The 22,384-nt window shown below is 31.2% G+C and carries 22 protein-coding genes and 3 pseudogenes; 14 read left to right on the forward strand and 11 right to left on the reverse strand.

Annotated elements, in window-relative coordinates:
* The first annotated feature begins 100 nt into the window (after positions 1 to 100).
* From ACFVQC_RS26530 to ACFVQC_RS26540, 3 genes are all read left to right on the forward strand, one after another.
* Positions 101 to 262, forward strand: coding sequence for a hypothetical protein (locus ACFVQC_RS26530; RefSeq protein WP_377899724.1), 162 nt, complete (start codon positions 101 to 103; stop codon positions 260 to 262).
* Positions 263 to 560: 298 nt separating this feature from the next.
* The gene (locus ACFVQC_RS26535) at positions 561 to 1,346 is read left to right on the forward strand and encodes a polysaccharide deacetylase family protein (protein ID WP_377899726.1); all 786 of its coding nucleotides are present in this window, start codon (positions 561 to 563) and stop codon (positions 1,344 to 1,346) included.
* Positions 1,347 to 1,591: 245 nt separating this feature from the next.
* A complete protein-coding gene (locus ACFVQC_RS26540; protein WP_377899727.1) occupies positions 1,592 to 2,740 on the forward strand; it encodes a hypothetical protein in 1,149 nt (382 codons plus the stop codon).
* Between the two features lie 371 nt (positions 2,741 to 3,111).
* Here the strand turns inward: ACFVQC_RS26540 and ACFVQC_RS26545 are convergent, their stop codons facing one another.
* The 3 genes from ACFVQC_RS26545 to ACFVQC_RS26555 form a co-directional block, all read right to left on the reverse strand.
* On the reverse strand, positions 3,112 to 4,965 hold the full coding sequence (locus ACFVQC_RS26545; protein ID WP_377899729.1) for an ABC transporter permease: 1,854 nt from the start codon (positions 4,963 to 4,965) through the stop codon (positions 3,112 to 3,114).
* Between the two features lie 16 nt (positions 4,966 to 4,981).
* Positions 4,982 to 5,743 carry an ABC transporter ATP-binding protein gene (locus ACFVQC_RS26550; protein ID WP_340780501.1) on the reverse strand — a complete coding sequence of 254 codons (762 nt, stop codon included), beginning with the start codon at positions 5,741 to 5,743 and terminating at the stop codon, positions 4,982 to 4,984.
* 304 nt (positions 5,744 to 6,047) lie between these two features.
* Positions 6,048 to 6,416, reverse strand: coding sequence for a YxeA family protein (locus ACFVQC_RS26555; RefSeq protein ID WP_377899730.1), 369 nt, complete (start codon positions 6,414 to 6,416; stop codon positions 6,048 to 6,050).
* A 193-nt stretch (positions 6,417 to 6,609) separates the two neighbouring features.
* Between ACFVQC_RS26555 and ACFVQC_RS26560 the strand changes: the two genes are divergently transcribed.
* The 3 genes and pseudogenes from ACFVQC_RS26560 to ACFVQC_RS26570 all read left to right on the forward strand — a co-directional run bounded on the left by ACFVQC_RS26560 (position 6,610) and on the right by ACFVQC_RS26570 (position 8,829).
* Positions 6,610 to 6,927 (forward strand): magnetosome magnetite crystal formation protein family, encoded by a 318-nt coding sequence (locus ACFVQC_RS26560; protein WP_377899731.1) that lies wholly within the window; start codon positions 6,610 to 6,612, stop codon positions 6,925 to 6,927.
* 30 nt (positions 6,928 to 6,957) lie between these two features.
* Positions 6,958 to 7,125 carry a hypothetical protein gene (locus ACFVQC_RS26565; RefSeq protein ID WP_377899732.1) on the forward strand — a complete coding sequence of 56 codons (168 nt, stop codon included), beginning with the start codon at positions 6,958 to 6,960 and terminating at the stop codon, positions 7,123 to 7,125.
* Positions 7,126 to 7,417: 292 nt separating this feature from the next.
* A pseudogene (locus ACFVQC_RS26570) lies at positions 7,418 to 8,829 on the forward strand (IS4 family transposase).
* A 370-nt stretch (positions 8,830 to 9,199) separates the two neighbouring features.
* Here ACFVQC_RS26570 and ACFVQC_RS26575 read toward each other — a convergent pair.
* A complete protein-coding gene (locus ACFVQC_RS26575) occupies positions 9,200 to 9,718 on the reverse strand; it encodes a DUF4352 domain-containing protein (RefSeq protein WP_000516001.1) in 519 nt (172 codons plus the stop codon).
* Between the two features lie 861 nt (positions 9,719 to 10,579).
* Between ACFVQC_RS26575 and ACFVQC_RS26580 the strand changes: the two genes are divergently transcribed.
* Positions 10,580 to 10,891: a hypothetical protein gene (locus ACFVQC_RS26580; protein WP_377899733.1), complete on the forward strand. Its 312-nt coding sequence runs from the start codon at positions 10,580 to 10,582 to the stop codon at positions 10,889 to 10,891.
* Positions 10,892 to 11,322: 431 nt separating this feature from the next.
* On the opposite strand, the gene ACFVQC_RS26585 is transcribed toward ACFVQC_RS26580, so the two are convergent.
* Together ACFVQC_RS26585 and ACFVQC_RS26590 are read right to left on the reverse strand one after the other, a co-directional pair.
* Positions 11,323 to 11,808: a CPBP family intramembrane glutamic endopeptidase gene (locus tag ACFVQC_RS26585; protein WP_377899734.1), complete on the reverse strand. Its 486-nt coding sequence runs from the start codon at positions 11,806 to 11,808 to the stop codon at positions 11,323 to 11,325.
* A gap of 147 nt (positions 11,809 to 11,955) precedes the next feature.
* Positions 11,956 to 12,156: a hypothetical protein gene (locus ACFVQC_RS26590; protein WP_149237832.1), complete on the reverse strand. Its 201-nt coding sequence runs from the start codon at positions 12,154 to 12,156 to the stop codon at positions 11,956 to 11,958.
* 192 nt (positions 12,157 to 12,348) lie between these two features.
* Between ACFVQC_RS26590 and ACFVQC_RS26595 the strand changes: the two genes are divergently transcribed.
* Together ACFVQC_RS26595 and ACFVQC_RS26600 are read left to right on the forward strand one after the other, a co-directional pair.
* Entirely contained in the window at positions 12,349 to 14,565 is a 2,217-nt protein-coding gene (locus ACFVQC_RS26595) for a peptidase domain-containing ABC transporter (protein WP_377899737.1), read from the forward strand.
* The gene (locus ACFVQC_RS26600) at positions 14,558 to 15,865 is read left to right on the forward strand and encodes an HlyD family efflux transporter periplasmic adaptor subunit (protein WP_377899739.1); all 1,308 of its coding nucleotides are present in this window, start codon (positions 14,558 to 14,560) and stop codon (positions 15,863 to 15,865) included. Before ACFVQC_RS26595 ends, ACFVQC_RS26600 begins: the two co-directional genes overlap by 8 nt.
* A gap of 68 nt (positions 15,866 to 15,933) precedes the next feature.
* Here the strand turns inward: ACFVQC_RS26600 and ACFVQC_RS26605 are convergent.
* Positions 15,934 to 16,017 (reverse strand): annotated as a pseudogene (locus tag ACFVQC_RS26605) (tyrosine-type recombinase/integrase); the annotation flags it as partial.
* On the opposite strand from ACFVQC_RS26605, the pseudogene ACFVQC_RS26610 reads away from it, so the two are divergent.
* Positions 16,005 to 16,343, forward strand: a pseudogene (locus ACFVQC_RS26610) (DUF3967 domain-containing protein); the annotation flags it as partial. The pseudogenes ACFVQC_RS26605 and ACFVQC_RS26610 overlap by 13 nt on opposite strands.
* 27 nt (positions 16,344 to 16,370) lie before the next feature.
* The gene (locus tag ACFVQC_RS26615; protein WP_377899740.1) at positions 16,371 to 16,673 is read left to right on the forward strand and encodes a hypothetical protein; all 303 of its coding nucleotides are present in this window, start codon (positions 16,371 to 16,373) and stop codon (positions 16,671 to 16,673) included.
* Between the two features lie 392 nt (positions 16,674 to 17,065).
* Here the strand turns inward: ACFVQC_RS26615 and ACFVQC_RS26620 are convergent, their stop codons facing one another.
* Both ACFVQC_RS26620 and ACFVQC_RS26625 read right to left on the reverse strand, forming a co-directional pair.
* Positions 17,066 to 17,581 (reverse strand): hypothetical protein, encoded by a 516-nt coding sequence (locus ACFVQC_RS26620; RefSeq protein WP_377899742.1) that lies wholly within the window; start codon positions 17,579 to 17,581, stop codon positions 17,066 to 17,068.
* A 67-nt stretch (positions 17,582 to 17,648) separates the two neighbouring features.
* Complete coding sequence (locus ACFVQC_RS26625) at positions 17,649 to 18,185, reverse strand: DUF3801 domain-containing protein (protein ID WP_377899743.1); 537 nt, start codon at positions 18,183 to 18,185, stop codon at positions 17,649 to 17,651.
* A 274-nt stretch (positions 18,186 to 18,459) separates the two neighbouring features.
* Here ACFVQC_RS26625 and ACFVQC_RS26630 point away from each other — a divergent pair, with 274 nt between their 5' ends.
* The 3 genes from ACFVQC_RS26630 (at position 18,460) to ACFVQC_RS26640 (ending at position 20,813) form a co-directional block, all read left to right on the forward strand.
* On the forward strand, positions 18,460 to 19,167 hold the full coding sequence (locus ACFVQC_RS26630) for a hypothetical protein (RefSeq protein ID WP_377899744.1): 708 nt from the start codon (positions 18,460 to 18,462) through the stop codon (positions 19,165 to 19,167).
* Between the two features lie 16 nt (positions 19,168 to 19,183).
* Positions 19,184 to 20,506, forward strand: coding sequence for a relaxase/mobilization nuclease domain-containing protein (locus ACFVQC_RS26635; RefSeq protein WP_377899745.1), 1,323 nt, complete (start codon positions 19,184 to 19,186; stop codon positions 20,504 to 20,506).
* A gap of 85 nt (positions 20,507 to 20,591) precedes the next feature.
* Positions 20,592 to 20,813 carry a hypothetical protein gene (locus ACFVQC_RS26640; protein ID WP_377899747.1) on the forward strand — a complete coding sequence of 74 codons (222 nt, stop codon included), beginning with the start codon at positions 20,592 to 20,594 and terminating at the stop codon, positions 20,811 to 20,813.
* A gap of 449 nt (positions 20,814 to 21,262) precedes the next feature.
* Here ACFVQC_RS26640 and ACFVQC_RS26645 read toward each other — a convergent pair whose 3' ends face one another.
* The gene (locus ACFVQC_RS26645; RefSeq protein ID WP_377899748.1) at positions 21,263 to 21,487 is read right to left on the reverse strand and encodes a helix-turn-helix domain-containing protein; all 225 of its coding nucleotides are present in this window, start codon (positions 21,485 to 21,487) and stop codon (positions 21,263 to 21,265) included.
* Between the two features lie 444 nt (positions 21,488 to 21,931).
* The gene (locus tag ACFVQC_RS26650; RefSeq protein WP_377899749.1) at positions 21,932 to 22,363 is read right to left on the reverse strand and encodes a CRISPR-associated endonuclease Cas3''; all 432 of its coding nucleotides are present in this window, start codon (positions 22,361 to 22,363) and stop codon (positions 21,932 to 21,934) included.
* Positions 22,364 to 22,384: the final 21 nt, after the last annotated feature.

The following is a 22,384-nucleotide window of genomic DNA, read 5'->3' on the forward strand; positions in this document are numbered from 1 at the left end:
GCACCATCGATATTGGTGCTCTCTTTTTATTGAAGGAAATATATAAATGTGTATAACACAATTGATGGATTAATATTTCAATCTGAGGGGTACAAATTCGATGCGACGTAAAAAGGATTTGTTGAAACAATGGAAGGTGGATTTGCAAGCTGTTCAAGAAGAAAAGAGGTTGCCCCAAAGCAAAAATTTTATCTCTCCACAGTTGTCTATGAGAATTCAGTTCATTTTTTTATTTTTGGGGCGATTATTTTTCTTAAGTTGATGGGCATGTGGTACTACCCCATGCCCATCAACTTAAGCATTCAGAATTACCCCAAAACAAATAAATGTGCTTTCTTGTAATAAAGAAACATATTTTATTATTTTGGGTGTCTTTATGTAATTTTCCTATGATTTATAAAACCATGTTACAAAACCGCCTCCTATCATAGAACATATATATATTGGAAAATGTAATCGATGGTAAGGGCAATCCTTTATTCTTTTTAATTTCTTATTAAATAATTTGATGATAACTCCATAAACTAAACTTACTTGCATTTCATAGGAGTGTATTATTCATGAAAAAAATTTGGATGTTTCCCATTCTTTTATTTATTTCTTTTTGTTTCATACAAATACCCGCATACGCTTTCACAGATAGTCGTGAGGCGTATGAAAAAACAGGGCAGGTAATTTGGGAAGTAAACACAAAGGATAAAATGGTTGCAATAACATTTGATGATGGGCCTCATCCCGTTTTCACTCCTCAAATACTTGATATATTAGCTAAGTACAATGCAAAAGTAACCTTTTTCGTAGCAGGTAATAAAGTTAAAAGATTTCCTGCTATTTTAAAAAGGCAAGTAGATGAAGGACATGAAATTGCTAATCACACTTATAATCATATTTATGATAGAAATATTACTGCTGCTAAATTAACAGCAGAGTTAAATCAAACGGATAAAATTATAAAGCTTATCACTGGATATAAACCAGCTCTTTATCGCCCAGTTGGAGGCCTACACAATGACTTAATTATTAATACAGCTATTAAAAACGGAAAACTTGTTATTCTATGGTCATGGCATCAGGATCCACAAGATTGGAAAAGTCCAGCAGCTAGCCGAATTTCTAAACACATAACCAAAGGTGTTAGACCTGGTAATATCATTTTACTCCATGATTGGAATGGTAGCGAATTTTCTCGGACATCGCAGACGGTGAAAGCGTTAGAGGATATTATGGAGTATTTGTACAAAAACGATTATAAATGTGTAACAGTGTCTGACATGATTTATCGTTCAACAAAAATAATCCCATACCCTTTTGACACCTTTAATACAGTAAATGATAAGGTTAACTAAAGAGACAAATAGTAGTTTTTCGGTTAAGAGCGCCAATTTTAAATACTCACTTTTCACCTTTATTACAAAAGCTGATTTGCTTTTATAAAGCTATCTCGCTCTGTTAGCCTGGAGCGTGAGTGTATGTGATTACGGATTAGGATAACTTTTGGTGACGAACCAACTACGGGGCGTGAATATAGGGTTCTGTTGCAAATTTTGAACATAATAAGAAAAATAAAAACAGAATTCCAGGAGGAACCGAATTGAATCTTTCTTATGAATTTGACAAACATATTATTATAATAACAGATGGTATAAGTAAAACTAACTCAAGTAGCATCATTGATAACATTAAATCTTTTTTTAAAAATAATGAAATGCCTAATCGACTAGTATTTCACTGTCATGGTGGACTAGTTGAACATAATAAGGCTGTGGAAAATGCTCACCGAAAAATCCCAATATTTTTGGAGAATGGCATTTACCCAATATTTTTTGTTTGGCATTCTGGATTTTCCGAAACTCTATGTCAACAATTTTATGAAATTATAAAGGAGATACAAACAGATAATTTAGAAGAACTCATTGAATACTCAGTCAAAACTCATAATAAAGGGGATGAAATGAAAGAAATATGGGATGAGATGAAAGAACATGCCGAAAAAGTGTTCAATGATAGTGGTGCAGGGTGGTCTTTTTTCGAGTCACTGAAAAAAATCTCATTCGCGTTTGAACTTCATTTGATTGGTCATAGTGCAGGTGCGATTGTCCTGGCAACTCTGCTAAAACAGATATTTGAAAAAAAAGTGGACATGAGTAACATTAGTAAATCAACATGCAGTCTGTATGCTCCTGCATGTACGATAGATTTATTTGAAGAAACATATGTTAAGGCGTTTGATCACAATATTTTCAATAACTTCTTTTTATATACATTAAGCAACGAATTGGAATTGAAGGATACATGTGAAAAGGACGGTATAACCGTTTACCATCATTCGCTTCTTTATTTAGTGAGTCGGTTTTTTGAAGCAAAATATCAACGCAACTTGCTCCTCTATTTAGTTACTCAGTTTTTTGAGATAGGTCAGAGTGAAGAAATTTTAGGTCTTCAAATTTATGCTAATAAAAATTCGTCTTTACACAGGCTAATAGAAAGCAGACGAGGTGCCTGGGTAATTTCGGATGAGAACAATCAGCCTAGTTATTTTGAAACTACTTCAGGAAAACTTGAACTAATTAGCCACTCCAAACATCATGGAGGCTTTGCAGACGATGCAGCTACCTTAAACTCGACAATGAGGACGATTTTGAATAGTAACCAACTTGTAAAGGAGTTTTCGAAAGGTACGTTTGCTCACAATCCTCGAATGGAAATGAATACTTTCACTAATACAATACATCATAAATAATCTTTTATCAGGATTCCCAGCAAAAAACAGAGGATTTCATTCGATAAGGACTAAAAATGAAAAAATGTTAGCTGTACTATAAGGGGTAGCACCACACATCGCCATCAAGCTAATATTTTAGAGTACCCCCAAAACGAAAAAAATGAACTTAAATCTCATAAATAAATAATAGAGAGAAAAATCCGTTTTAGTTTATTTCAAAACCTTAGGTCGATGGATGTGTGGCGCTATTCTCTATAATAAGAAGTATAATTTTATTAGAAATTTACCGTTCTTTTTATTCCTCACTTTATATTTTCACCAGAATTGAAAAAGCTGTCCCAATAGGGATGTTATTCAACAAACCTTTAGGACAGCTTCATTTTGAAATCTTAATCTTTTTTTGGAAGAACAATTCCTTTATATAATTGAACTGTAATGAAGTAGTAAATCGCGTAAATAACTACAAAAATAACGATTGGAAGCCATACTCGGTAGTACGGATTAATTAAGAAATACGAAAACATATTCATACCCACTAATACGTGGACAATACCAACCATTGCTGGAAATAAGAATACTAAGAATAACTCTTTATAGATTGACATCGCTAATAATTCACGGCGAACACCGATTTTACGAAGCATTTGATAACGTGTAATATCGTTGGATGCCCCAGATAGAACTTTAAACATTAAACAACTTGCCATCATCGCTAGGAAAGCAATGCCTAAGAAGAACCCCATAAATACAGTTCCACTTGAGATACCGTAAATTACAGAATACCCAGAGTACTTACTGAATAAATTCAACTCATCTTTTACATTTTTATATTTAGCTAGTTGTAACTCGTCAAGTTTTTTCCATTCTTTTGTATGTGTTACAAAATCATCAGATTTCCCAATTAATACCATACCTTCTTCACCTTGTAAGCTATCATACATTTTTTGATTTACAATTTTAATGATATGATCAGGGTGAACATACTCAGGTTCAATTGTACGGAATCCCTCATTCCACATTTGTGGCATCTCTTTTACATCAGGCCCTTGTTCTACATTTGTTCCTGAAATCGCTCCTATTGGAAGCTCTTCAGAAATACGTTTGAATTTGCCTGCACTTTCTTGTCCTTCGCCGTCTCGTACAAGCGGGCGATTTTTATCTAAGTCTTCTTTTAAATAGTAAACAAATTTACCATCTGTTTTGTAACGATATTCATTTTTCTCTTTAAATATAATACCATCTAAAATTTTCTTCTCTTCTTTGTTTGGATTATGAATCACTACATCATAATGATTAAAACTGTTTACTGAAAGCATAACGTTATTTTTAAACGCCATACCGCCAGCGATCGCTCCAGCCCCCAGGGCTACTAACATTGTGACTGTTGCTAGTACTTTAGTTAGGCTATTAATACGGAAGTTTAACTGTGCAAAAGTAAAGGCATTCAGTCCTTTTTCACTACGTTTTTTATTACCCTTTAATTTTTTAATAATGAGCGGTAGGAATGTTCCAAATAACATGTAAGTTCCTGATGTTACTGTGATTAAAGCGATAATAATTCCATTTTGCTGTAACTTATCCATGTAAATCATAGAAGCATAGCCAATTGCTAACAAAATAATTGCTAGGACTGCAATAACAACTGTTTTCGCTCCTCCTACAGATGTACGTTCTGTCTTAGAACCTGCATGAACAAGTTGCAGGACGGAAATACGTGATAGTTTAAAACTATTCATAATCGCGGAAAAAACAAATAATACAAAAAAGAAAAGACAAGTAACATTTACTGATGGAATATAAAGTGCTTGATAACCACTGGCAGTAAAATCAAGCTGTTTCATCAGTAACTGACCAACACCTTGTGAAAGGCCTATACCCATCGTAATCCCGATTACAAGAGATGCGATCCCTAATACAACTGTTTCAATAAACATAAGCATTGTCACCTTATGTTTTTTTGCGCCTAACATCATATACATACCGAACTCTTTTTGACGGAGCGATAATAAGAAAGAATTCGCATATAAAATATAAAAGAAGGTAATAATCGCAAGTAAGACTGAACCTGCATAAAAGACGAAAACAATAGGGCCAAGTGTAGAACTTTCTGTAAGAAAAGATTCATTCAGTGCTAGCGTTTGGAACATATAAAAAATAGAAATCGACATGATAAGGCCAACAAGTAAGACAATATAATCTTTAAGCTTACTTTTTAGACCTGACATAGATAGTTTGAATAACATGGTTTCACCTCCGTTTTTATGCTGTTTGTGTACCTAAGTCTGCCAGTACATTTAAAATTTCTTTATAGAATATTTCACGATCAGTTGTACGATGAAGTTCTTTATATAGCTCTCCGTCTTGAATGAATAAAATACGTTGACAGTAACTCGCACTAAATGGATCATGTGTAACCATCATAATAGAAACATCTTGTTCTTCATTTAAGCTTGTCATTGCATCTAATAGACTTGTTGCATTTTTAGAATCAAGCGCTCCTGTTGGCTCGTCTCCTAAAATAATCGCTGGCTCATGTACAAGCGCACGCGCTGCTGCTGAACGCTGTTTTTGTCCACCAGATACTTCAGATGGATATTTTTGAAGGATTGCTGAAATCCCTAACATCTCCGCTACCTTTTCTACTTTTGGTCCAATTTTACGTGATGGAACACCTTGAAGTGAAAGTGGTAGAGCAATGTTTTCATAAATTGATAGGTTTTCTAACAAGTTAAAGTCTTGGAAGATGAATCCTAATTTTTGAGAACGGAAATCAGAAAGTTCTCCTTGCTTCATTTTTGTAATATCCGTACCTGCAATTTCAACTGTACCGCCCGTTGCGTTATCTAATGTTGAAATTACATTTAATAACGTTGTTTTTCCTGAACCCGATGGTCCCATAATTCCAACAAATTCACCCTCTCGAATTGAAAATGAAACACCTTTTAATGCATGCGATTGGTTCTCCCCCTTTTTACCGTATACTTTTTGAACGTTTTTAACATCTACAACTGGTTTGTTCATAATCTTATCCTCCTACGCTTTGTTTGTTCCTTCGTCATTTTGCTCTACTTCAACATAATCCGCTATCAATTAACATTACATTCACCTTACATTTTTGTAATATACTAAAAATCATCCGAAATAATTTGAATTCCATCCCTTTCTGTAGTCAACATTGAGGGTTAAGAATTTTTTATTATTTGGGTCGAACTAGTTTTTGCATGAATAGTAGTGTATCCACACTATCTAATGGACATCATTGTATGTATCATTTCTTCATTATTTACAAAAAAAGATACAGCACGCTGTGTCTTTTTCTGCAATATTATTTTTGATTTCCACTTAATTTTTTTAATATATTTTCTGGAATATCTTCTTTCTTAATGACCGTCACATCATGCATTCTTGTATCGCTGCCTTTTTTCACTGCTTTGATATATGTCCCAATTGGAAATTTTTGACCAGAACTAAAGCCTAAGTCAATTTTGTTTAAATCTTTATCATATCCAATTAAATCATAACCATAATGTTCTACATTTTCAGGTGCATTAGAATCTCGTTGTGCATCTTCTTTGACTACACCATACACGTCTGTTTTACTTGCAAAAGGACTATAACGATCCCATTGTCCACAACCAGCTAATCCAATACTAAATAAAACAGTTAAAATTAATAAACAAAAACCTTTTTTCATTTTTTACTCCTTCTTTATCTGTTTTTCAGTGCTATGTTAATATAGCATCTATACAAAGAATCTACTCTTACAACAAGTGCAGTCTAACCTTACAGTTTTGTAAGATTGTCGAAAGGTTTATCGATAGCGACAAAATGGATTTACCTGTATTTTATTAGTGAAATAACAATTATTATGTCATGAGGTGATACATATGAATGGAAATAGATTATTAGCTGCTTTTTCATACTGGAGTGTTCTATTTGCACCTATTTTGTTCCCAATTATTGTTTTGATTATTGGAGAACCTGAAACAAAAAAGCACGCTAAACGTGCTTTGTGGACACATATTATTCCTAGTATTGCTACTTTTATAGCACTTATTGTGTTAGGAATTATGGGAACCGGTTCCCAAGAGCCAGATGTAACACTGGGTATTGGGGCAATTATCGCGGTATGTATTTGTAGTATTATTAGTTTATACTTCTTTATTTGGAATATTGTAAAAGGTATTAAAGTGATTAAATCATAAAAAAAAAGCACGGTAAAACAATCAGGGGTAATGAGTCAAGGAATCGGTTCCAAAACAACTTTTTATTACTTGCTCACTGTAATGATTCAGAAATATATTGCTAGTATTGTGATGAATGGTAAACGTCATAGCGTTGTGACAGTAGCGATATTAGGGTTTTCTATAATCTTAACAACTATTTTCTTTATATTAGTTTAAATTCTTACAAAAAATCATCCTTCAACAAGGATGATTTTTCTTATTTGTCAAATACGACCAATAATAATTTCTTTATTCTCTCTACTTAAAACTTACATTTCCGGAGTTATCTTTCTATTTTTCAATAGGATAGTATTTCACAAGAATTAGGTTAACCATGTTTTATATACAAGACACTATATCTAATAGGGGTAGCACCACACATCCATCAACTTAAGGATTTAGACTATTCTTAAACTTAAAAGCACGTTACTATTCTCTTATGTTAATGAGAAAGGGTGACGTGCTTTTTATGAATATGCATCAAAAACAAGAGCTGTCTTTATTTGCCGAAGAGTTATATCGATATATGTCTCCCGCTACACTTAATCAATTAGCTATAGAAGCAGGTGGAATGAAACGAAAACGTAAGTGCCATGGGCACCATTTTTTATCTTTGTGTGTATGGTTAAATCAACAAATCGCTACAACCTCTCTTACTCAACTTTGTAGTCAATTAGAAACTTCAACAGGAATTTTATTAAGTCCTGAGGGACTTAATCGACGATTTAACTCGGCTTCTGTAGCCTTCTTTCGAAATGTATTTACTACACTTCTACAATTTCTCATTCTCTTTCTGCTTACTTTGAGCGGATTCGCATCCTTGATTCTACAACCTTTCAAGTTCCAGATCGATTCGCAGCTACTTATCCTGGTTCCGGAGGCTGTAGTCATACAGCTGGTGTGAAAATTCAATTAGAGTATGACTTGTTGAGTGGAGAGTTTTCTGATGTGAAAATTGAACCAGGAAAACGAAGTGATCAGGCATATGGGGCGACTCGAATGGACATGACACAAAAGAATGAACTATATATTCGTGACTTAGGGTATTTTCGTTTACAAGACTTTAAATCGATCCAAGATAAGGAAGGGTATTATTTATCGCGTCTTAAATTACCAACTAAAATATATAGAAAAGAATTCGAAACAGTGGTATTTAAAACAAAACCTGCTCAATTGAGACCGGTATATATACAAATTCATTTGGAAGACATCATGAACCAATTACAACCTGGCCAAGTGTATGAATTACATGATGTATATGTAGGGAGCAAAGACAAACTACCCACTCGCATTGTGGTTTATAGATGTACAGATGAGCAAAAACAGAAACAGAAACGTCTACATGATCGAGCTATTCGTGAAAAGAAAAAAGGGATTACATATACAGAGCGTACGAAACTTTTACAAGGAATTACGGTATATATGACAAACATTCCTACGGAATGGGTACCGAAAGAGAAAATCTATGATTTATATTCACTGCGTTGGCAAATTGAGCTGTTATTTAAAATATGGAAATCTTGGTTTCGAATTCATCGTTGTAAATCTATTAAACAAGAGCGATTAGAATGCCACCTTTATGGACAACTCATTAGTATCCTATTATGTTCTTCTACTATGTTTAAAATGAGAGAACTCCTGTTACGTAAAAAACAGAAAGAACTAAGTGAATATAAAGCGATGTACATAATTAAAGATTATTTCTTACTTTTTCATCAAGCACTACATAAAAACACCCAAGAATTATCAAAGATTCTCCTTCGTCTGTTTAACCTCCTACAGCGAAACGGACGAAAATCTCACAGATATGAGAAAAAAACAGTCTTTGATATTTTAGGTGTTGTGTATGAGTATACCACTTCTGCCCATCAGGTAGCATAGCGAAAAATTTGAAACCCGTCAGGGTTTATTTGATGTGCCTACTTTTATAACATCTATAAAAGATAATAAAAAACTACGTGGAAAGACCGCATTTTGTATAAAAATATACGTTAAGTTGATGGATGTGTGGTACTACCCCATAATAAAACTGATGAATTGGATAATAAGTAGTATATATAAAGGCCTTACCATTCCCATAGGATGGTTGGGCTTTTTTCTACATAAAAAAAGACACCCTATGGTGCCTTTCTCCGACTTGAACCATCGTATAGTAATATTGGATCGGATGCCAATCCAATTATTATTTTACAGTATTAAGTAATATTGGTTATTGAGAAAAAATAAAGGCACTCTTTCGAGTACCTTGTTACTATTCTACTTTTAACTTAATTTCTTTACCTGTCATACCGCCACTTGCTTTTAAGAAAAGACCTTCAGCATCTTTTGGTATATCAAATACAATTTTACCCGTTTGTGTTAGACCAGGATTCAATTGTTTTAAGAAGAAGTCAGTTTTACCACCGTTAGCTAAGTCAAAAGATGTTTGACCTTGTGTTGAATATGTGAATTCACGACCTTTGTTATCTACCAATTTAAAGCTATTAGCATCAACAGTGATAGCGTCTTTTTGATTATTAGTAAGTGTAACTTCTAAAATTTTAAAGACACCTTGTGCTTGTTCTTTTGTATATTCATTACCCACAGAATCTACTGTTTCCATAGATCCTACAGCAATTTTCACGTCAGAAGACACACCTTCTTTTGATACCGCTTTAGTGTCTGTTGAAGTTTTTTCTGTTGAATCTCCGCCACCAGCAACCATAGCAATTATTCCGATTACAAATAAAGCTATAATGCCTAGGCATCCAAATTTAAATATTTTTCCCACGTTTGTTCCTCCAATTATGTAAAATATAAGATTGCTATATTAATAATAACAAATAATATATATGGATATTGTCATATTATGTCGAAAGGAAATAAAAAGATCGTTTAGAATTTTCAGGCGACAATTCCGTCGTATGACCTATTTTTACACGTATCTCGGTTGTACCTCTTATTTATAAAAAAAAGACCTCTTAAGGAAAGGTAAGAGGTCATCAAAAAAATGTTGTATTTGAAACACGTGATGGTTCACAAAGATATTTTATCATATATTTGTATATTATGTATATGTGATTTTTAAAGTGAGTGAAAATAATAAACGTTCATAAGATCCATATTTTAAGTGGTTCAGCCCCTTGGAGGGCGCTCCAAGGGCTAAGATTCGAGAGTTTTTAAACTCTTGCGTAATTACATGAGAACTCCCTAAGGAGTATCTATGGTATTTTAACACTCAACTAATTATATTCACAACTATATATTAGGATTTAAATATTAATGAAATCTTTATTTGAATAAAAAAAAGACTGCCTCAGCATCCAATAAATCAGAAAAACTTCATGCTGAGTCTTAAATAAATCTGATATTTGTTTAGCATCTTCACCTCTTATTATGAAGTATTCAAGGTGTTTTTGTTCAGGATTATCTGTACAAGAATCAACATAAAAGCCATTATTCTTCTGGTCATCTTTTTTCCTTATTAAGATAACGGGGGATTTAGTTGAATAAGAATAAATAAAAAGTCGATTTTTTGGTTAAGAGATTGACTTTTTTAATGGGTTGAAACAGTTGTAAATTTATGGTAATTATTTACTTAATGAGTAAAATGTTAATAGATAAGTAATAGATTGTAATGGGGGAATTTCTAGTGAAAGAAAAAGAATTAGTAAAATATATTTTGTGTTTTTTTTCTTATATTCTTGTTTATCCATGCTTATATATTCCGTTTGGAATCATTCTTATAATGATTGTTGGGTCAAATCCTCCGGAATCTACAGGTGATTTGTGGGATTTTATTTTTTGGGTAGTAATTACAATTGTCGGAACTTGGATTTTAAACGTTATTTTTAAACGAAGAACAAAATTAAAAAAGAATAATATATATTCTTGGCTTATAGTGATCCTGCATTTGATTCTTATTCCGTCATCTCCATATTTACTCTGGTTATTAACAAGGTGAAGAAGTGTTTTTTTGGTGCAACTACTGAGCGGTTATGCCGCGAAAGTTTCTTGAACATGAGGGGAACCCTCATGCAAAATATTGGAGGTTGTCCCATAGGGCGGTTTTTGTCCTGTGGGATTGCCTTCGGGAGTTTGAGGGCTTAGAAGGCTCGTGGTCAAGAAAACGTGGAATAAATAGCGAGGACGGACCCCAGGTCAGGGCAAAAAACAATGTCTTCGCCAAGATTCGTGGTTCTACTGTTAGAAAAAGGAGAATGAGAATATAGTATACATAGAATAAGGGAATGCAGTATAGTTCAGTCTACAAGCATTCCCTTGCTATAAACATATTATTTTTATAGTTTTTGGTAACAAATCTTAGTATTTTATATGATTTAAAGAGTTTATTTTAGGGTTCATAGCAAGTACTCTGTTATTAGGTCTAATGTATTAAAAATACAGATTTTGTATTGTAAGAGAAATTATATTATCTACCTCATGTATCCAAAACACAATCCCAAATGCAGATACTGTAACACGTGCTTTTTCATTTTTTTTATAATAAATCAAATAAGCATAATTATAAAGAATTCCTGTTACTGTAATACATATTATATAAGTTATCCCAAATGGATGATATAAACCAAACATTAGTGCTGCAATTAAAACTATTAATAAATCATGTTCACGAATCCAGGGAATACAACGAAGAATCCAGAATAAAAAAACTTGGAAAATTAAAGTTTCTACTATAGGGGCTATAATTAAAACGGATAAAATTTGATGATATATAGGTTCATTCTGAGCAGGATTACTTTGTATTTCTGGTAATAATAACATAAATGGTCTGGTAATCAAATAGCTTAATACTACCATAACTAATATAAATGATATTGGATGCAAATTCATAAAAAATTGATGTATTTTTTTTATCACTTATTTTCTTTCCTTTTCAATTAAAATATAAAAATACTTAACACGAATCCTCTTTGTATTTTAAACTATTAATCATTATAAGCATATAATTAAAAATACAAAGAGGATTCATATAAACTAATGAATCCTCTTTGTATTTTTTAAATATTACCATTTTCCATATGGAGCGCCATGTTTATATCGACTATCTGTTCGACCATAAGTACCATATGTTTTTTCGCGGCAAGAATCATTATCCCAACACTGTTTTCCAGCTTTGATAATAGGACCAAAAATCCCTCTTGCTCCACCATTTGTTTGAAGTTCTTTTTCATTAAGTTCAGCGAATTTTGTGTTATTTAAATTCATGCTGTAAACCTCCTTTTAATATTTTAATATTTAGAAATATATATTTCATAAACTTATTCTAATACAAAATATGTAATTCCGAATATGCAATTTTACATATTTAGAATTTTTTTTATTTTTTTTATCTTAAATTTATTTTATTTTATATACTGAATTATAGATGGATATAAAATAGTGAAAGAAGGATTGAATTTGATTAAAAAGTTTAAATGTATTCAACAGCATGATTTAAAAGATTGTGGTCCAGCATGTCTTGCGATGATATCAAGACATTATGGACTTTCTATTTCAATTGCTAAAATTCGTCAAATTGCAGGGACAGATTTAGATGGTACAAATGTACAAGGACTATTAGAAGCCGGAGAAAGACTTGGTTTTGAGGTGAAAGGAGTAAAATCAACAGATCCCACACTTTTAAATGAAATTCCTTTGCCTGCAATTGCTCATATATTAGTAGATGGTGAATTACTACATTATGTAGTGATTCATAAAGTGAAGAATAATAGAGTATATGTTGCAGATCCTGATAGTGGGTCTGTTAAATATAAATTGGAAGACTTTTTAAAAGTTTGGACAGGGATTTTAATTTTGATGAGTCCAAAACAAAATTTTGAGAAGGCAGAAGTATCAAAAGGGGGATTTTCTCGTTTTTTGTCTTTATTGAAGCTGCAGACTAATTTGTTATTTCCAATTTTTATTGCTTCTATATTTTTTAATCTGTTTGGTTTTGCTGGAGCATTTTATTTTAAATTGTTAATTGATGAAATAGTTGTAAATCAATTAATACAAACGCTTCATATTGTTTCTATAGGAATTATCGTTTTGTATATTTTTAAAATTTTGCTCTCTTATTTTAGAACGCATTTGATTTTATATTTGAGTAGACGTATAGATATTCAGTTAATGCTTGGATACTATCGTCATGTAGTTGGTTTGCCGCTGCATTTTTTTGAAACAAGAAAAGTTGGAGAGATTATTTCGCGGTTTATGGATGCTGGCAAAATACGAGATGCATTATCAACGATAACTGTTACATTAATGATTGATACAGTAATGGTAATGTTAGGAGCAGTATTGTTATATGTGCATAGCTCGATTTTATTTGGGGTTACATTGCTATTAATTCCTTTTTATATAGGTATTATTTGGGGATTTCATAAACCTTATCAAAAGATTAATCGTAAAGAGATGGAGAGTAATGCTAAATTAACATCTTATTTGGTGGAATCTTTAAATGGTATTGCAACTGTAAAATCATATAATGCTGAAAAAGAGGTCTTTTTTCAAACAGAAAGTCGTTTTGTTAATCTTTTGAGATATGTTTTTAAAAGTGGAATGTTAGCTAATTTACAAAGTTCTATTAAGATGGGGCTTGAATTAATTGGTGGGACAATTATTTTATGGGTTGGTGCAATGGAAGTGTTAAAAGGGAATATGACAATTGGGGAATTAATTTCTTATAATGCGCTTTTGGTTTATTTTTTGAATCCAATTGAAAATTTAATAGGAATTCAGCCTACAATGCAATCTGCATTAATTGCGGGAGAACGTTTAAATGAAATCTTTGATTTAGATTTAGAACAAAATGAAAAAGAATATAATAAAGTTTCTCCTAAAAAGTTATCTGGAAGCATTGAATGTGTGGATGCTACATTTCGTTATGGGACACGTAAGAATGTATTAAATAATATAAGTTTTTCTATTGATCCAGGTAGTCAAGTTGCGTTTGTTGGGGAAAGTGGTTCTGGAAAAACTACTATTTCCAAATTGTTAATGAATTATTATGATCTTAATCAAGGCGATATATATTATGATGATTATCAAATTAAAGAGATAAATAGAGTAGCATTGAGGAATCGTATTGCATATGTTTCACAAGAATCCTTTTTCTTTAGTGGATCTATTTATGAAAACTTGATATTTGGATTGAATCGTTTAGTTTCATTAGAAGAAGTTATTCAAGTATGTAAGCAAGTTTGTGCTCATGATTTTATTAGTGAATTACCATTACGTTATGAGACGATTTTAGAAGAAAATGCCTCAAATTTATCTGGAGGACAAAGACAAAGATTAGCTATCGTAAGGGCATTGTTAAAGAAACCAGATATTTTAATTTTAGATGAAGCCACTAGTAATTTAGATTCTACAACAGAAAAATTAATTACAGATATGCTAAAAGAATTAGGTTTACTAGGAATAACGGTAATTATGATTGCGCATAGATTAAGTACCATTCAGCATGCAAATAAAATTTTTGTAATGAAAAATGGAAATATTATAGAACAAGGTTCTCACGAAGAATTATTATTTATGAAAAATGAATATTATCGTCTTTGGAAGAATCAAACGATTCATGTAGAACATATAGAAGAAAAATCTTATGTAATGAGAGGTGGTCAATATGAATAAGATTTATTCTTTTGATCAATTAACGGATAGTGTAGAACTGTTAGAAAGAAAGCCACCTCGTTTTATTATTGGATTGCTATGTTTTTTATTTATGAGTCTATTAGTTTTTATGATTTGGGCATATATAGGAAAAGTAGATATTGTGAGTAAAGGGACTGCAATGATACAAGGCAAATATGATGTGAGCGTATCGAGAACGCAAATTGGAGGAATTATAGATACTGTTGCTGTTAGATCAGGTGATGAGGTGAAAAAAGGAGACACTTTAATTCAATTGAAAAATCAGGAATTAATAGATAAACAGAGTCAATTGGACCAAAATATTAAACATTTAGAAAAGAAAAAAGGAATGTTAGAACAATTAAAACAGAGTATTCAAGGTCATAAATCGCTCTTTTTGGATGATACAGACAAAAAGATTATAGAGGAATATAAATTATATGAACAAACTTATCAATCTTTACAAAATGAAAAAGATAATGAAATAAAAGTTATAGATAATAATAAAATTATCGGTGAGCAAGATGAAGTATTACAAGGTTTAATTATAGATAAAGAAAATATACAAAAAGAAATAAATGCCGTTAAAAAACAAAAAGAGACTATGTTAGATGATTATAAACAATCTCTGAATGATAAAATAGAATCTTTAGATTCTCAGCGGAATGGTATTGAAAAAAGAATTCAATTAAGAAAAGAGACTTTACAAAATGAAGGGAAAAAAGTTGATATTGCTAAAGAAGGAAAGCAAGAAGAAAAGAAAAATGCTTTAAATCAATATAAAGAAAGTACAATTGTTTTAGTTAATCAGCGAATTGAACCTTTAGAGCAAGAAATTCTTATAAAAAAGCAAGAGTTGGATGTATTACATAATCAAAATGACATGACAAGTATAAGGGCGCAAAGAGATGGGGTTGTACAATTCTCCTCTGCTATGCAAAAAGGTGATTTAGTTGATTCGGGTCAAGAGTTAGTTTCAATTGTTCCTAAAGATAATGAGAAAAAGATCAGAATTTTATTACCGGCTCAAGATATAAAAGGCATTAAAAAAGGGGATAAAGTACAATATTCATTTAAACTAAAGAAATCTGATAAACAAACAGGAATAGTAACTTATTTATCAGCACATCCGATTTTTGATAAGGATTCTAAAGGATATGTGTATGAATTAGAAGCAACAATAGATACACAATATTCACATGAGTTGTATACGGGAATGGTAGGTAGGGCTTCTGTAATAATTGGAGAAGAACGAGTTTGGAAAGTTATATTAAAGGAATTCAATTTTATTTCTAATTAATATTGAAAGAGACCAATCTTTATTATTTAAAAGATTGGTTTCTTTTATTTTATATTAAAATTGATAGCTTAAATATAAAATGTATCAAGTATGTTATCTTTTTCTTCTTTATTGATGCCAATATATTTTAAAGTGATTTGTGGAGCGCTATGAAGAACCTGATTTCAACGCTACAACGCTAAGGACGATGATTCAGGATCAAAAAGAAGTCATTGAAAAACAGAATGAATTGCTACAGGGATTAAGCAAACGTTTAGTCGAACAAGACCAGCGATTTGCACAAAGAGAGTCGGAGTTATTGAACGCTATACAAACGATAAGGGAATCCGAAACGTGTATAGCGACGAATACTAGCGAAGACATAGCGAAGAACCAGGGCCGCGGTGAAATGCTCATGCAAACGATCAGAGAAGTCCAGGAAGTTAAGAAGATGATTGCAGCGAGTAAGGATAAGAAATGGTACGAGTTTTGGAAGTAGGGGTTCCCAGTTTTGGGGAGTTAGGGGATGAATGATATGGATTGGTCCAGAGCTAAAGAGATCATTTCCAATCGAATCGAAATAGCTGACCACGGTGCTGGGATGAGCCCGCTTGATGAATGGTGGAAAGAAATGACTCAAATTCTTTCTAAAGGCCAAAGCGAAACCGAAAAATTCCTAGAAGAAAGATCAAGTAAAGAACTATATTTTTTGAGTGAACTATTTGAAGATGTAGCTTATGAATTTAAAACAGATTCTTTTATACGGTTCCTGAAAGAACTGCACTTGAGACATCCAGATGCTAGTAAAATTTTACCTGTACTTTTTTAAAAATTCTTCATATGATTTTTCAATTCTCCCTCTCAAAACATAAAATAGATGCGATTAATAAGTGTTATAAAAATACAAAAAACACCTACCAAATAAACTGATAGGCGGTTTTAAAGCTGTTTTAAAACAAAGTGTAGTTTTTTTAAAAGACTGATCGAAGGTATCATTAGTTTGTTTTTTATTTTACATGTGAAGACTGTTATTAGAATTAATATAGGGGGTTGATAATTAATATTTTTGAGTTTTTGATGCAAAAGCTCCAAGTGTTAAAAATATTAGAGTAAAAAAAACCACAAATTTGATGACTGCGAATGAAATTGTAATTGTAAATATCAATAGCTTTATAATTGTCCTAATAATAAACTTTAGAATACCCATAGATATTCGCTCCTTTATAGTTCTATATCATGACTTTTTCTTTTTGCTTTCTTCCCTTTCTTCTCTTTCTTCTCTTCATTATCCTCTTGTGTTTCTTTATTGGTTGAGTTTTTTACTTTGTCTAAATCACCAACAGTTTGAACAGAATTTTTTGTGTCGTCTATATCTATCCGGTCAGGCGTTCCATCATTATCTAAATCTCGTTCTTTTATTATTTCTTCATATCGAATACGAATGATTGGATCTCTGGCCATTATAGTTTCTAATGTACTAGCCCCTAGTTTATTATCTAATTCTTTCAAATCTAATGATTCAATACTTGTTAAAAAGGAATCTTTATATTGTTCTTCAAATAAATCTTTAAAGGAAGTATATGTGATTGATTGAATAGGAACCTTTCTTTCTGTATCTTCCAAATCAAATGAAGTAAATTCTATATTTCCATTATCTTTTTCTTTGAAATTTTCAAAGAAACTTTTTTCAAATTCACATAATGTTTTATATGAAGTTTTATCTATCTCTTTATCCATAATGAACATTCCTCTCTTTATGAGATTTAAAAAACGATGAATATTTTCTATCCATCGTTTTAAATTACTATCGACTAATTGATTGTGTCTTTTGTTTATCTTTTGATACTTCTTTTTGTTCTTCTTTGATTTTTTTATCAAGTTTTGCAACGCCATTCATTGAAAAATCAACTTTCTTTTGTTTAGGTTTTTCTTTTTCATTTTCTTTGGCACGCTCTTTTTTTTCAACAACATTTTTTAATGCTTTTTCTATAACATTTGTTTGTTGACCAGCAAAGAAAAATGAATAATCATCTTTTCCATTTTTCACTACTGAAAAATCGACACCCAATTTTTTAAACTCTTTTTGATAATCATTTAACTGTTGTTTAGTAATATTTTCATCTAAAGCTACAACACCATCTTTATGCTTATTTATCAAGTCATTTATTTTTTGCTTACCTTCTTTTGAATTATCTTTTAAAATAAAATCTTTTTGCTTATCATCGCTAGATAAGAGATCATTTAAAGCCTTCAATACTTTTAATAGTAATTCCCCTGATAGTTTTGTACCCTGTGACACTACTTCCATCGCTACCTGTGTATGTTCATCTACTGAAACCATTACAGTATATCCCCCCTAACAAATTATTTAACACATTGTACCATATAATGGAAAATGATGATATGATTTTGGAAAGAAAATATTAAGGTTTTAGTAGAAGGCAAGCTACGGGTTTGGCATGCCAAACCCCAAAAACGTTGTTTTTGACTTGGTAGGAGATTCCTACGACCTTTACAAATATATATAAGCGATTTTTTCAAAATCACTTATATATTTGTTGTCGCTTCGCTCGATAAATTGTTTAATAAATTTAAGTATCAGGAGGAAATAAAATATGGTTAGAACTAACACTTATTTTCAAATGAGATTAACTGAAAATGATAAAGAATACATTAAAAATAAATCTGAAGAGTTTGGCTATAAAAATGTTTCAGCATTTCTAGTTGCTAGTGCAAAATCATTTTTTAAACTTGAAGTGGATATGAAAGCTTATAGAGATTTAACTAAAGAAATAAATTATATTGGAAAGAATATAAATAGCTTGATTAGAAGGATCAATACAGACGGAATTTACACGGATAATGATATTGATTTCCTTAGAGTTAATCAGAAGAAAATCATAAATATTATGAATACAGAATATGACCGATTACTTGATTTAAAAACTAAGTTTAATAGCGATAACTTGAGTAAAAAGCAAAAGGAAAAATTAATCAAATCACTAACGGAAAATCAAATGGAGATACCAAAGAAATTACTATTAGAAGAAGTGTATGAGAAGATAAAAGAAGATTTTGTTTATATTATAGAATGTATAGAAAACTCGCCTGAACAAGATAAAGAAGTAACAGAATATGTATGGCAATATTTATATGGTGATACGCTATATAAGTTAGATGATAATCAATTAATAAAATTGGCCGATAGCATTTTTATTTTTGCACAGAAATTGAAATTTAAGTTATCCAAACTCGATAATGTTTTTTCAGATGATGATTGGTTTGAACTGAAAGACATATTAGATGAATATGAAATTTATTAATTAAGGACTGATTTCAATGTCTATTATTAAAATACAAAAAGTTAATAACTTAAAAGATGTCATTAATTACAGTATGCAACCGCATAAAATAAACGAGGAATTAATGACATCTTATGAATGTAATATCGAATCAATAGAAAGAGATTTTAAAAGTGTTTTAGTTGATTACAATGAAGAAAATAAAAGCAATAAAAATATGAGTGCAAGAATGATAATACAATCGTTTGATAGTGACGATAATTTAACGCCAGAACAAGTTCATCAATACGGAGTAGAATTTGCTGATAATTATTTGAAGGGCAATCATCAATATACAGTCATTACACATACAGATACAGATAATTTACACAATCATATTATTTTCAATGATATTGATTTTAATAAATTAAAAATGTTCGATTCAAAGCGTGTAAATACTTTGGATAGATTACGTGAAGAAAATGATAAAATCTCTGAAGAATATGGTTTGTCGATAATCGAAGAAGGAAGAAAGGGAAGGAAAAAATATTTAGCGTTTAACGAATATGTAGCTAGATCAAAGAAGAAATCCTTCAAAGGAAACCTAGAAGAAACAATTGATAAAAACATATCAAAATCAAATTCGTTTGCTGAATTTTTAAGCTTCATGCAAAAAGAAGGATATGAGCATAAACAAGGAAAATATCTATCGTTTAAAAATCCGAAGTCAGGGAAGTTTATGCGAACTAAAACAATGGGGTTTAATTACCTTAAATCCTCTATCAAATACAGAATAGAAAACAAAGGTTATTCACCGATCAAAACAAGCATAATTAACAGACAATGGATAGATAAATCACAAGAGAAATTTAAAAATAATAAGGGACTTCAAAGATGGGCTACTAAGCAAAATATTAATTACTTAAATGAATTAAGCTCTAAGCTATATAAACTAAATGTTTCACTTACGGAACTTGATGAAATTGAAGCAAATAAGGAAGCGTTAATTGACAGCTTTGAAAAGCAACTTTTAAATATTGATAATGAAATTTTTAAATTAAAGAAAATGAAGGGCTGTTTTCGAACTTATAAAAATAGTTATCTTTTAATCATGGCTTATAAACAGTCTGATAATAAAATGGCGTTTAAACAAGAACATTATCATGAATTTAAACAGTATGATGTTGCCAAGCGTGATATGGACTATTTAAAAAAGAATCATAATATAACTGATGAATCTGAATTACATTATAAGTTGTCATTAATGACAAAAGAACGAAATTTACTTTATGGAAGTTTAGGAAAAGAAAAAGAAGTGGAAGTAAATAGACAAGAGCAACAAAAACAGCAGCAACAACGTAAAAAAGAAAATGAAAGATAAAAAATTATATGGCATCAAAAAAGGATATTGTATATTACTTTGTGAATGGAATAAATAAATTAATATGCTGGGAGGTGGAGCATTTTTGTCATCAATATGGAATGAGATATTAACGGCTCGTGAAGCGAGTATAAAGTTAGGTAAAAACCCTAAATATATATATTTTTTGTGGAAGAGACATTCAAATATTTTATTGAAGGGTAGCGTAAAAATGATAGGTAGAGAGCTACTGATTACAAGAGAAGGATATGAATACTTAAAAACATTAGAAAAAAAGGAGAGTGACCTTGCTATTATTTTTTATTAATAGCAAGGTCTTTATGAAGCGGTATAACACTTCTGAAACTTCAAAAAGATTAACTTGGAAATTTTCGGTTAATCTTTTTTTATTGCTCTGAAATAGAGCATAATTTAATACAGCTATAGCATAATTCTTTAAGGGATGCGTTTTAATTCAATTTTATACGAATTGTAGGTTATTATGGAGTGAATCAGATACCGCATTTTGTTGAGATTGATAGGTTGCAACACATGAAAACAAGTGAAGAAAAAATAAAGTACTATGGTTTAATCGCAAAGATGTATAAAAAATAAAGAGATATCATACCTAATATTCTATTTTTTACAATTTTAGATTATCGTGAAAAGAAACTAGAGGAGTATGGGATAGAATATAACGTATACACCCGTGCATTTTTATTAAAAGACGTACTATAAAGTTAAAAAGCACAAGGTGAATTCTAATCCTTGTGCTTTTTACATGTCCCAAAAATCATGTGCATTTACTTTAGAATCAAAACACTTAATTGCTTTCATGATCTTTTGAACAATAGTAAGAGTTGGAACATGATTTTTATCATTACAAAGTCTAGTTATAGTACTACGACTAACTTTTGCTGCAATTTCTAATTCCTTTTTTTCAATCCCGTTTTGATCTAACCATTTCCCTAACTTTGTACGCTTTTGCTTATTTCCTATCATTCTTTTCCGCTCCTTTTTCCTTTATGTATCTGTAAGTCTGTACATAATTTCCTAAACTTATACATACATAGATGAATCAAAAAAGAAGCATATGGTTCAAAAGAGAAGCATAGTATAAAAATAGATAAAAAGAATAACAGATTTTTTGTAATTATTTTGTGGAATATAGCATACATAATAATAGCTACAAGATGCGGATACACTAAAATATAATTGCATCTTGTTGCAAAGGATATGATTAAAAAATTAAAAGCTGAAACCTCTTCTGTGAGAAGGGATTCAGCTTTTAATTTTCATTTGAATAAAAGCCGAGAAAATTCGAAAGGTGAGCAGGCGAAGGATAAGAGTCGAAATATGAAATATTATATATCCAGCAGTAAGTATCTCAAAAAAGTTTCAATCCGCGCACCAATAAGAGGTGCGACGACACGTGCAACTGATTCTTCACCCTCTTGGCACTATTTCAATCCACGCACCTACAAGAGGTGCGACCTTGAGAATGGTTATGAGCCTAGAAATCGCGAGGTAACCATGGTGAGAAATAATGGCATTGCCTACTATTTCAGCTATTATCCCTTTATAAGGAGTAATATTTTCTGTATGGAAGAATTGGTATAAAAATTTTCCGCCTGCAGTTGAATGATCAACACTTCCTCTTTTAGATGGAGAATCAGGGTTATTTACTGCTTCTAATATGTACTCTCTAAACTCATTGGTATATTTACCTAAATCATGAAGCATGCCTGCTAAACCAGCTAAATGTTTTATATTAATTTTTTTTCCATAGGTTTCAGCTAGTTCTTTTACTCCTAATAAATGCTCCTCGACAGTTTGTACCTGCTTGTCACTTTCGCGGATGTGAGCAATATAGTTCATTCTATTTCCCTCCAATATATA

The sequence above is a fragment of the Bacillus sp. NPDC057893 genome (assembly GCF_042796455.1).
Lineage (GTDB): Bacteria > Bacillota > Bacilli > Bacillales > Bacillaceae_G > Bacillus_A.